The sequence below is a fragment of the Photobacterium sanguinicancri genome (genome assembly GCF_002265265.1).
In the GTDB taxonomy this organism is placed as follows: domain Bacteria; phylum Pseudomonadota; class Gammaproteobacteria; order Enterobacterales; family Vibrionaceae; genus Photobacterium; species Photobacterium sanguinicancri.
The window spans coordinates 48,349-59,919 of the sequence record NZ_NOIF01000003.1; the positions used below are offsets into that span (position 1 = coordinate 48,349).

At 45.7% G+C, this 11,571-nt stretch carries 12 protein-coding genes and 1 other annotated feature; of the genes, 5 read left to right on the forward strand and 7 right to left on the reverse strand.

The features are described from left to right. Genes trpCF through ASV53_RS01165 form a run of 5 tightly spaced genes read right to left on the reverse strand, consistent with a single transcriptional unit; the run spans position 1 to position 5,632 of the window. Positions 1-1,383 carry a bifunctional indole-3-glycerol-phosphate synthase TrpC/phosphoribosylanthranilate isomerase TrpF gene (trpCF, locus tag ASV53_RS01145; protein WP_094955781.1) on the reverse strand — a complete coding sequence of 461 codons (1,383 nt, stop codon included), beginning with the start codon at positions 1,381-1,383 and terminating at the stop codon, positions 1-3. A 2-nt stretch (positions 1,384-1,385) separates the two neighbouring features. Beyond that, complete coding sequence (trpD, locus tag ASV53_RS01150; protein ID WP_094955782.1) at positions 1,386-2,396, reverse strand: anthranilate phosphoribosyltransferase; 1,011 nt, start codon at positions 2,394-2,396, stop codon at positions 1,386-1,388. Positions 2,397-2,410: 14 nt separating this feature from the next. Next, on the reverse strand, positions 2,411-3,043 hold the full coding sequence (locus ASV53_RS01155; protein WP_094955783.1) for an aminodeoxychorismate/anthranilate synthase component II: 633 nt from the start codon (positions 3,041-3,043) through the stop codon (positions 2,411-2,413). A gap of 10 nt (positions 3,044-3,053) precedes the next feature. Continuing rightward, positions 3,054-4,622, reverse strand: coding sequence for an anthranilate synthase component 1 (locus ASV53_RS01160; RefSeq protein ID WP_094955784.1), 1,569 nt, complete (start codon positions 4,620-4,622; stop codon positions 3,054-3,056). Further along, positions 4,619-5,632, reverse strand: a complete 1,014-nt coding sequence (locus ASV53_RS01165; RefSeq protein WP_094955785.1) for a bifunctional 3-deoxy-7-phosphoheptulonate synthase/chorismate mutase — start codon at positions 5,630-5,632, stop codon at positions 4,619-4,621. The genes ASV53_RS01160 and ASV53_RS01165 overlap by 4 nt, the downstream gene beginning before the upstream one ends. Positions 5,633-5,714: 82 nt before the next feature. After that, positions 5,715-5,810, reverse strand: a sequence feature (Trp leader region). 121 nt (positions 5,811-5,931) lie between these two features. Here ASV53_RS01165 and rnm point away from each other — a divergent pair. From rnm to rluB, 3 genes are all read left to right on the forward strand, one after another. Next, complete coding sequence (rnm, locus tag ASV53_RS01170) at positions 5,932-6,801, forward strand: RNase RNM (RefSeq protein ID WP_094955786.1); 870 nt, start codon at positions 5,932-5,934, stop codon at positions 6,799-6,801. Between the two features lie 31 nt (positions 6,802-6,832). Beyond that, positions 6,833-7,453 carry an L-threonylcarbamoyladenylate synthase gene (locus ASV53_RS01175; RefSeq protein WP_094955787.1) on the forward strand — a complete coding sequence of 207 codons (621 nt, stop codon included), beginning with the start codon at positions 6,833-6,835 and terminating at the stop codon, positions 7,451-7,453. A gap of 145 nt (positions 7,454-7,598) precedes the next feature. After that, positions 7,599-8,651, forward strand: coding sequence for a 23S rRNA pseudouridine(2605) synthase RluB (gene rluB, locus ASV53_RS01180; protein ID WP_062688593.1), 1,053 nt, complete (start codon positions 7,599-7,601; stop codon positions 8,649-8,651). Between the two features lie 73 nt (positions 8,652-8,724). Here the strand turns inward: rluB and ASV53_RS01185 are convergent, their stop codons facing one another. Next, a complete protein-coding gene (locus ASV53_RS01185; protein WP_062688595.1) occupies positions 8,725-9,468 on the reverse strand; it encodes a YciK family oxidoreductase in 744 nt (247 codons plus the stop codon). A gap of 201 nt (positions 9,469-9,669) precedes the next feature. On the opposite strand from ASV53_RS01185, the gene sohB reads away from it, so the two are divergent. Further along, positions 9,670-10,731 carry a protease SohB gene (gene sohB, locus ASV53_RS01190; protein WP_094955788.1) on the forward strand — a complete coding sequence of 354 codons (1,062 nt, stop codon included), beginning with the start codon at positions 9,670-9,672 and terminating at the stop codon, positions 10,729-10,731. Positions 10,732-10,739: 8 nt separating this feature from the next. Next, positions 10,740-11,153 (forward strand): DUF805 domain-containing protein, encoded by a 414-nt coding sequence (locus ASV53_RS01195; protein ID WP_094955789.1) that lies wholly within the window; start codon positions 10,740-10,742, stop codon positions 11,151-11,153. A 108-nt stretch (positions 11,154-11,261) separates the two neighbouring features. Here the strand turns inward: ASV53_RS01195 and ASV53_RS01200 are convergent, their stop codons facing one another. Then, positions 11,262-11,510: a YciN family protein gene (locus ASV53_RS01200; RefSeq protein WP_062688599.1), complete on the reverse strand. Its 249-nt coding sequence runs from the start codon at positions 11,508-11,510 to the stop codon at positions 11,262-11,264. Between the last annotated feature and the right edge of the window lie 61 nt (positions 11,511-11,571).

Here is an 11,571-nt window from a genome sequence, read left to right on the forward strand (position 1 = left end):
TTATTTATTGTCCTTAATGCTTTTGATTGCCGCAAATGCCGCATCCAATTTTGTTTTGTCTTTTTTGCCTGGTGCACTTTCAACGCCAGAGTTCAGGTCAAGGCCGCGGCAACCTAGTTTGGTCGCTGCACTGACATTCTCTGGTGATAGGCCGCCAGCAAGCAGAATATTGGCTTTATCAGCCTCTGATATAATTGACCAATCGAAGGCTTTACCTGTGCCGCCTGTTTGTTGGCCGACTTTGCTATCGAGAAGGTGTTTATCGACTTGCCATCGTGCAAACTCAGGCAACGTGTCGGTAACGCCATGTGCTTTCCAGATCTCACACTCAGCAGGCAGTTCTGCCTTTAAATGTTGTACATATTCAGGTGATTCCTCGCCGTGTAGTTGTACTGCGGAAAGTGCTAATGCATGTGCTGCCTTAGACACTTGTTCTGGATCTGCATTTTGGAATACACCGACATATTTCAGCGGTGCGCCGCTCATTATCATGCGGGCTTGCTCTACATCAACGTGGCGAGGTGAAGCTGAGACGAAAATTAAACCACCATAAACAGCCCCACTTTGGTAGGCCGCGGCTGCATCATTGGCGTGTGTCAGCCCACAGACTTTATTTTCACCTATGAGCACTCGACGAACGGCAAGCTCTAAGTTGTCTTCCGACATCAATGAACTGCCGATCAAAAAGCCATTGGCATAGGCAGAAAGATCACGTATCTGCTGGTTGGTATAAATACCAGACTCAGAAATAACAATGGTATCTTCACTTAAACGCGGCGCCAGTTGTTTGGTACGGTCTAAATCAATGCTTAGATCGCGTAAGTTGCGGTTGTTGATACCCACCACTTTGGCTTTAAGCGTGATTGCGCGTTCAAGTTCGGCTTCGTTACTGACTTCGGTTAACACACCTAGTTTTAGGGTTTCAGCTACATTTGCCAGCGTGCGGTATTCGTCATCAGACAGCACCGACAGCATCAGCAAAATGGCATCGGCTTGGTAGTGACGAGCAAGGTAGACCTGATAAGGGTCGATCATGAAATCTTTACATAAAACAGGTTGAGTAACTTGGGCTCGAACTTGTGGAAGAAAATTAAAGTTGCCTTGAAAATATTTTTCATCGGTAAGTACTGAGATCGCACTTGCATGATTTTTGTAAACTTGGGCAATGTAATCTAAGTCGAAGTCATCACGAATAAGCCCTTTTGAAGGGGAGGCTTTTTTACATTCCAAAATGAATGCGGGCTCTTTCTTTGCCAATGCGTCGTAGAAGCTGCGGTCACTATGGGAAAGCGTATCGATGAAGCTTTCCAGCGGTTGTTCTACCTTACGAGCCTCTACCCAGATACGTTTGTCGGCAACAATTTTTGCGAGAACAGTTTCCATGATTAACCTCGAGCTGCGAGTTGTTCAACAAGTGCGAATGCAGAGCCAGATTGCATAACATCAATGGCTTTTTGAGTATTCGTTTTTAAATCTTCATGACCAAATAAGCGCATCAGAAGGGCGACATTGACAGCTACAGCACCTTGTTGTGCATCTGTCCCTTTTCCTGTCAGAATATTGGTAATAATGGCGCGATTTTCTTCTGGTTCGCCGCCTTTGATTGCTTCTAACGGGTGAACATCTAAGCCGAAATCAGCAGGGGTGAGTGTGTATTCGGTGATTTCACCATTAATGATTTCTGCCACTGTCGTTTCGCCATGGATAGCCACTTCATCAAGTCCGCTACCGTGGACAACAGCTGCGCGCTTCATGCCCATGGTTGCCATTGTTTCTGCGATGGGACGAACAAGCGCTTTATCGTACACACCCATTAATTCGATATTTGGTCGAGCAGGGTTAATCAGCGGACCTAAAAGATTAAAGATAGTGCGTGTTTTGAGCGTCTGGCGTACAGGCATCGCGTGACGAACCCCGCCGTGGTACTCAGGTGCAAATAAGAAACAAACACCTAAATCATCCAATGCTTGGCGAGCAGTTTCTGGTTTCATCGCTAAGTTAATACCGAATTTATCCAATAGGTCCGATGATCCAGATTTACTTGAGACACCACGGTTACCGTGTTTTGCGACTTTTATGCCACACGCAGCAGCAACGAAAGCAGCGGTGGTAGAAATATTGATGGTATTTGCACCGTCACCACCAGTACCGACAATATCGCCAAAGTCGTAGTCTGGACTTGGGAATGCATTGGCGTTGGCTACGAGTGCGCTGGCTGCACCTGCGATTTCTGCTGGTGTTTCGCCTTTAATTTTGAGTGCGGTTAATACGGCCGATAGCAAAATTGGCTCTACTTCACCTTTGATGATGGCATCAAAAAGTGTATGGCTTTCTTGCTGGCTTAGTGGTTGTTGGGCATAAAGTTTATTTGCAATGTCGTAAATCACAGCATCCATGATGATAGTCCTTATTATTCTACGTCTTGTTTAACCGCTTGTTGTGAAGGCGAGGGTACAAAGGGGGTCGTTACCCAATCGAGCGTGTTAATCAGAAGTTGTGCACCTTGTGTCGTTAAGATGGATTCTGGGTGGAACTGAAAACCACATACTTTATCTTCATCTTGTGTAACAGCCATAACCAAGCCATTAACATCAGCAACAACCTTTAAACTATCAGGAACTTGAGTTGCAACCAAGGAATGATAACGTGCAATCGATAATGGATTAGGCAGCTTGCCAAAAACAGGATGCTGGTTGTGGCGCATCATGGCGGCTTTCCCATGGACAATGTCGCCAGCACCTTCCACTTTACCGCCATACGCTTCTACAATCGCTTGATGACCAAGACATATCCCTATCATAGGGACTTTACCTTTTAGGTGGACAATCAGCTCAGGCATGCAGCCTGCATCGGCGGGCGCTCCAGGGCCTGGAGACAAAACCAGTACAGGGTTGGTTTTTTCATTGATTGCCTGCGACATTTGCTCAACCGTTAGGCTGTTGCGATAAACGGTAACGGGATGGCCAAGTGAGCGAAATTGATCAACAAGGTTATAAGTAAAAGAGTCGAAATTATCGAGTAGGACAATATGGGCTTTAGTCATCATCTTTTCCTTATCCTTGAGTGTGAGCTTTGCGAATAGCACTGATAACAGCTTGTGCCTTACCGCGGGTTTCATCTGCTTCTGCTTGCGGTACTGAGTCATACACCACGCCAGCCCCTGCTTGTACGCTAGCAATACCGTCTTCAACGTAAGCTGAACGGATAACAATACAAGTGTCCATGTCGCCATGACCTGTGATGTAACCCACCGCACCGCCATAACTACCGCGACGACGCTTTTCGACATCACGAATTAATTGCATTGCGCGAATTTTTGGCGCCCCTGTCAGGGTGCCCATGTTCATGCAGGCTTGGTAAGCGTGAAGGGCATCAAGGTCGCTTCGTAGTTGACCAACCACCCGCGAAACCAAGTGCATTACATGACTATAACGGTCAACTTTCAGTAAATCGGCGACATAGCGGGTGCCTGCTTCACTGATCCGCGCCACATCATTACGCGCGAGATCAACTAGCATCATATGCTCTGCGTTTTCTTTCATGTCGCAGCGCAGTTCTAATTCGATACGGCCATCTAAATCGAGATTAATCGAACCATCGGTATTTTTGCCACGCTGGCGTGTACCTGCGATTGGGTAAATTTCGACTTGATTGGTTTCGGTTGCGTATTTCAGCGCACTTTCTGGTGAAGCACCAAAGAGGGTGAAATCGGCATCTTGCATGAAAAACATGTAAGGGCTTGGGTTGCCAATTTTTAATTCTTTATAAGCCACCAGCGGTGATGGACACGGTAAGGTAAATTGACGAGATGGCACCACTTGAAATACATCGCCACCAATGACGTATTGTTTTAAATCGGCAACGGTTTGGCAAAAATCAGCGTCACTAACACTCACTTCAGGTTCGCATTGCGCTAATTGAGTTGCTGGTGGAACGGTAGCAGGAGCTAAACACGCTTCTTTGATTTGCTGTAAGCGACGGCTTAGTTCGAAGTAGCTATTGGTATATTGATCGCCACCAAACAGTGTGGCTTGCAGCTTACCTTTGCGGCGCTGGTGATCGATAACCAGCAATGTCTCAGCGATATAGAATAAGTAATCTGGACATTTGTTATCTTGCTCGACTTCCGCCAAAGGCTCAAAGCCGGCTACAAGGTCGTAGGCAAAGAGTCCGCCAAGGAACAAGGCTTCCTGTGGGTGACCGGAAGTATCGAATGCATGTTGTACCATACGCAGTGCATCAAATGAGGATGCTTGGCGTAAGCGACTATCCTCATCAAGCGCGCGTTCTGCGGTTGGAAATGTCAATGTAAGGCTATTGCTAGTACGTTGACGGCCCACTGTGTCGGGAATGTTATGCTCGATAGTTTGTAATACATTCAAGCCATTATCTGTAAGGGCTTCTAATTGCACCTCGGTGCCACGGCAAACAATGCGTACGGCGGCGTCGATTAACATTAAGCTTTTAAGGTCTTGCTTAGAGTCGACTTCGGCCGACTCCAGTAATAGGTTATGTGGTCGATCACCGCAAACTGTGTAATACAGCTCAGTCGGCTCCGCTACATAGGGTACATCAAGGCTAAGCACTTCCAGCTCGCCAATGGTGCGTTGGGTTGTGTTCACAGCGTTCTCCCTGCCGCTTCTACAAATGGTTTGAGTTCTTGCATCAGTTGCTCAAACATTGGACCTGTTAGTGCTTGGTGCCCGTCTGATAGGGCCTCACATGGTTTAAGATGTGATTCAACAATAATACCGTCAGCGCCAACTGCAGCAGCTGCACGTGATAGTGGAATAACCAGCTCACGAACGCCTGTGCCATGACTTGGGTCAACCACAACGGGTAAATGAGTGCGTTGTTTTAAATACGCTACCGCGTTTAAATCCAATGTATTGCGCGTTGCTGTTTCGTAGGTACGAATACCACGTTCACACAGGATAATATTCGGATTTCCTGCATCATAAATGTATTCAGCAGCTAGAAGCAGCTCCTCGATAGTGGCTGAAAGTCCGCGTTTGAGCAAGACTGGTTTTTGACTTTCGCCCACCGCTTTTAATAATGCGTAATTTTGCATATTACGCGCGCCAATCTGTAGGCAGTCTACATATTCACACATTGTATCAACCTGACTCACGTCCATGACTTCAGATACGGTTGGGATATTGAGTTGTTCATTCGCAAGTTTAAGTAGTTTTAAGCCTTCAACACCCATGCCTTGAAAATCGTAAGGGCTGGTACGAGGCTTATATGCACCACCACGAAGGGCGACAGCACCGTGTTGTTTTACCACTTCAGCCACCGACAGTAGTTGTTCTTCTGATTCAACCGAGCAAGGGCCCGCGATGACTGCAAATTTATTACCACCGATAGCAGCATTACCAAAACGAACAACAGTATCGTGCGCCTGTACTTCGCGGCTAACCATTTTGTACTTCGTGAGAATAGGTTTAACTGTTTCAACGCATGGGTACGCGTCTAGGTTCAGCTTTTGGAGAACACGTTCGTCACCAAGAGCGCCGAGTACAATGCGTTCAACGCCTGGCATGTAAAGTGGCTTGAGCCCTGCGTCTTCGATACGTTGCAAGATTTCTTTTGCTTGAGACTCGGTAGCTGCTGGTTTTAGTACAATAATCATAATAGTGTCCTTGTTAGCATCAACATCGATAGACATTGGGCTGAAATATGGTGGTAATAAAGTGCTTTGAGAAACAATAGGCAGAAAAAAGCCCGCAAGAGGCGGGCTGATGTGTATGCTGTCCGTTAGGTACAGGGAATTACACCGCCCAAGATTGGGAGTGCCACCACCAAGAGAATAAAGCGCAGAGTTGATGATGAATATGCTGTACCATGGGATCGTCCTGTAGTCGATTTATGATTTCGGGTAACTGCGTACTAGTAAACTAGTTTACAGATATAGAGTCAAGAATAAAATTTATGTTATTTGATTTACATAGCCACACGACGGCATCTGATGGCCGTTTGTCACCAAAAGAGTTAGTTGAGCGAGCAGTGCTAAACCGTGTTGATGCACTTGCTATTACCGATCACGATACTGTGTCAGGGTTGGTGGAAGCTCAACAAACAATTGATGAACTAAATCTGCCTTTAACTCTCATCAAAGGCATTGAAATATCGACACTTTGGCAAAATTTTGATATTCACATTGTGGGGTTAAATATTGATCCTGAACACCCAGCAATTACGACTCTGATTGCTGAGCAAATAACACGTCGCGCGGAACGTGCAGAGCAAATTGGTGATCGACTTGAAAAGAATCGCATGCCGGGCGCATTGGCTGGTGCCAAAGCCTTAGCGGGTGATGCGACACTGACACGTGCGCATTTTGCCCAGTGGATTGTGGCGGAAGGCTATGCCAAAACCATGCAAGCGGTGTTCAAAAAATTTATGACCCGAGGAAACCCAGGTTATGTTCCACCAAGTTGGTGCTCAATAGCAGAAGCTGTGGCGGCAATTCACGCTGCGGGTGGACAAGCGGTGTTAGCGCACCCTGGTCGCTACAAAATGACAACAAAATGGCTTAAGCGATTATTAACCACTTTCGTGGAAGCCAAAGGCGATGCTATGGAAGTGGCACAGCCGCAACAAGGACAGCATGAACGCCGTAATCTCGGTGATTATGCCATTGATTATCAATTACTTGCTTCTCAAGGCTCCGATTTCCATTATCCGTCGCCATGGACTGAACTTGGTCGTAACTTGTGGTTACCTAAAGGGGTAACCGAAGTGTGGCACGATTGGAATGTCGAAAAGAAGCGAGATGATTCAGAAGACGTAACCGAGTAATTACATCTTGTTATGCCTTTTGGGAGGAACCATGAGCCAATTTTTTTACATGCATCCCGAAACACCACAAGCTCGTCTTGTAAAACAATCTGTTGCGATTATCCGCGATGGCGGCGTCATTGTTTACCCAACGGATTCTGGTTATGCCCTTGGCTGCCAGCTTGAAAATAAAGCAGCACTTGAGCGTATTTGTCAGATCCGTCGCTTAAACGATAAGCATAACTTCACTTTGTTATGCCGTGATCTATCTGAGCTTTCTTTATATGCCCGTGTTGATAACGTGGCATATCGTTTACTGCGTAGCAACACGCCGGGCGCTTACACCTTTATTTTTAAAGGGACCAAAGAAGTGCCGCGTCGCCTAATGAATCCGAAACGTAAAACGATCGGTATTCGTGTGCCAGATAATGCGATCGCTTTAGCTTTGCTAGAAGAGCTGGGTGAGCCGATGATGTCGACCACCTTAATTTTGCCAAATAGCGATATTGCAGAATCAGATCCGGAAGATATTCGCGACAAGTTAGAGCATGCTGTCGATTTAATCATTAATGGCGGCTACTTAGGTGAGCAGCCAACCACAGTGATTGATTTTAGTGATGGTGATGCGCAAATAGTGCGTGTTGGCTCAGGTGATCCTGCACCATTTGAGTAAATTAAATGCGAGCAGCGGTTGAACATGAAAGTGTGATTTAAGTAGTAACTTCATGGTGCTTTTGGCATAATTCGCCGCTGCTTGGTACCACCCGGTATCAGGGATGAGTATTTCGACGCCTGTGAAGGCGACAAAGGTTTGTCTAATGAGTGAAAAATTACAGAAAGTACTGGCACGTTCGGGTCAGGGCTCTCGTCGAGAAATCGAATTAAAGATTCAAGCTGGTCGTGTAAGTATTGATGGCGTTGTTGCCAAGCTTGGTGACCGCCTTGACGATCTAAGTGTGCTTGTGCGCGTTGATGGTCATAAAGTTGATCTGGTTGCTACCAGTGATGAAGTATGTCGCGTCTTGGCTTACAACAAGCCTGAAGGTGAGCTATGTACTCGCCACGACCCTGAAGGTCGTCGCACTGTATTTGATCGTCTACCACGCCTAACGGAAGGTCGTTGGGTATCGGTTGGTCGCCTTGATGCGAACACCAGTGGTCTTCTTCTATTCACCACCGATGGTGAATTAGCAAACCGCTTGATGCACCCGAGTCGTACGGTTCCACGTGAATACATGGTACGTGTGTTCGGTGAAGTGACTGAAGATATGGTTCGCAACCTTGTTCGTGGCGTTAAGCTAGAAGATGGTATGGCGCGTTTCGAAGACGTTGTTTACGCTGGCGGCGAAGGTATGAACCATACTTTCTACGTAGTGATCACTGAAGGTCGTAACCGTGAGGTTCGTCGTTTATGGGATTCACAAGGTGTAACTGTTAGCCGTCTTAAGCGTGTTCGTTACGGTGATATCTACCTAACCAAAGACTTGCCTCGTGGCGGTTGGATGGAGTTAGAGCTGACGGAAGTTAACTACCTGCGTGAAATGGTTGAACTTGAACATGAAAGCGAAACAATGCTGACTGTTGAAGGCCAAAAACGTAAGCGTGGTGTTCGTCAGATCCGTCGTGCTGTTCGTCGTCATGAAGAGCGTGCAACTGAAGAATCTTCAGGCCGTCGTGGACGTGGTAGCAAAGAACGCCGTACTCCAACCTCTACCCGTAATAAAGGTACAGAGGAAAGTGGCAATGCGCGTGGTAGCAAGGGCAAGGGCGGAAATAATGCATCTTCAGGCAAGCGTAAGCCGTCTGGTAATGCAACAAGCCGTCGTAACCCGTTGAAGAACAAACCTGCGAAGCCTCGTACTCGCAAGTAATTCTTATGGTTAATAAAAAAGCAGCTCAATAGCTGCTTTTTTTGTATCTATATTTTGGTAATAGCTGTTTAAACTAGTGTTTTGGCTGTGCGTCAATGCACTGACCGTTAACGTCTTTACTTTCTGGTGCCATCAAGAACAAGTACAGCGGCATAATATCTAACGGCGTTTTTAGCAGCGACGAATCTTCAGCAGGAAAAGCCTGTGCACGCATACCAGTACGCGTACCACCGGGGTTAATCGCATTCACTCGAACATGGGTATTGCTGAGTTCATCGGCTAATACTTGCATCATGCCTTCAGTTGCAAACTTAGAAATCGCATAACTACCCCAGAATGCACGGCCAACATGACCCACTGTTGAGGTGGTGAATACAAGGCGCGCATCATCTGCTTGCTTTAATAGTGGCAGTACAGCTTGAGTCAGTAGCATTTGTGCTTTGACATTGACTTGCATTACATCGTCAAAACTACCTTCATCCAGTTGATCAAACGGGCTGAGTACGCCCAATAAGCCTGCATTGTGTAGTACACCATCAAGGCGACCGAACTGATCACTGATGGTTTCAACCATATCAATGTAGTTCTGTTTAGTTGCACCTTTTAAGTCGAGCGGGATGATGGCTGGCTGTGGGTAGCCGAGGGTTTCAATCTCATCGTAAACAGCTTCTAACTTAGCGACAGTGCGTCCTAGCAAAATAACGGTCGCGCCATGAGCTGCATAACTAAGAGCTGCCTGACGGCCGATACCATCACCTGCACCGGTAACCAAAATAACGCGATTTTTTAGAGAGTCAGCTGCAATTTGATATTCCACGTATTACTTCCTTATTGAATATTCGCTTGCTTATAGTAGTGATAAATCGTTGAGATAAGCATCAGTTCACGCTAGATGCTTGAAATAATATGCTGATAGCACGTCGATTTAACGAAAATGTAAAATAGTCTCTTTTTCATTGCATTGCCATAGCCTCAGCAGGTTACAATGGGGTTAAGTTCATAAAATGAGGACTCAACATTGGATTTTTTGTTTGATTACGGCTTATTTCTAGCCAAAATCGCCACAGTTGTTATAGCGATTGTCGGTATTCTTATTGTCGCTAAAGGTTTAAACGGTCGCCATGGTTCACCAAAAGGTGAATTAGAAGTTACAGATTTAACTGAGCAATATAAACATACTGTGCACCACCTCGAAGGGCACCTTTATGATAAAGCCCTACTAAAAGCAAAAGAAAAAGTTGAGAAAAAAGAAGAAAAAGCGAAAGACAAAGTACGCCAGGAAGAAGTAAAAAAAGCGGCAAAAGAGGGAGAGCTATCCCATGCTCGCGATCCTCGGTTGTTTGTTTTAGATTTCCACGGCAGCATTGATGCGAAAGAAGTGACATCACTACGTGAAGAAATCACGGCTATTTTAGCGGTCGCGATTGAAGGTGATGAAGTATTGCTTCGCCTAGAAACTGGCGGAGGCATGGTTCATGGCTATGGCTTGGCTTCATCGCAGCTTGATCGTCTAAAAACAGCGGGCATTAAACTGACAATCTCAGTGGATAAAGTTGCAGCAAGTGGTGGTTACATGATGGCGTGTGTTGCCGATAAAATCATTTCTGCTCCGTTTGCAATTGTAGGTTCTATCGGTGTTATAGCCCAACTCCCGAACTTCAATAAGATCTTGAAAAAGAACGATATTGAGTTTGAACAAATTACGGCAGGCGAGTTTAAGCGTACGCTAACAATGTTCGGTGAAAACACGGATAAAGCCCGCGATAAATTCCAAGATGAAATCGAAGAAACGCACGGATTATTCAAAGATTTCATTGCGGTACATCGCCCAGAGCTAGATCTTGAGAAAGTAGCGACAGGTGAACACTGGTTTGGTCGACAAGCGCATGATCTTGGCTTGGTTGATGAAATTGGCACTAGTGATGACTATATTACTAAGGCGTGCAAAGAGCGTGAAGTGTTGAATATTCGATATGTTCGCCGTAAAAAGCTGGCCGAAAAGTTAGCGGGTGCAACAGGTGAAGCCGCAGATATCCTGTTACTTAAATGGATCAGTCGTGGTCAGCGACCAATCGTATAGGGCTTATTATGAACCAGAAATGGGCACTTTTTTCATTTAAAGGGCGTATGCGACGACGTGATTACTGGCTATATAGTTTGCCAGTATTATTCGTCACGATTCCTGTTTTTATGTATAGCTCACCTGAGAATACAGGTACTAACCCTATGGCTGATATATTAGCTATGGTGGTGCTGGGCTTTGTTATGTGGGCATCAATGGCACTTAATATTAAGCGTCTGCATGATCGCAATAAAAGTGCTTGGTGGGTTGTGGTGACTTTCCTTCCTTTAATTGGTCCTATCTTTGCTTTAGTGGAGTTAGGTATTTTGAAAGGTACGGAAGGGGATAATCAATTTGGCCCCGATCCTAAAGGTGGCTCAACGCCGCCCTCATCACGCCCGAACGATGATGATAAAGAGAGTATGACCATCGAAATGTAATGGCTTATTCTGCTTGAAAATAACCCGCCACAGCAATGTTGGCGGGTTTTTCTTTGACCTTAAGCGGACAAGGCTATATGTGTGTGAGCTGCTATAAATTTTGCTGGATTAGCTTTCTAGCGTAAATTTTGGCGACAGCTGGTGGGCTAGGTATTTAAACATATTGAAAACCGCAGTTGTTTTTGCAGTAGGCAACCCATTGTCGTCAAGAAAGTACTCACCTTTAAAGACAAGTACGCCGTCTTTTTCTTCAACAGATGTGGCACGCATGCCATCGAGAAATCCATCGTGATCTTGAATTTCTTGGTTCGCAATCATTAATAGGTCATTGGATGAAATAGAAGTTTTGTCGCTCATTGTGAATGCTCTATATGGAATGTTTAAAACCTCGCTAGTGTATGAATTATGCAAACAGAAC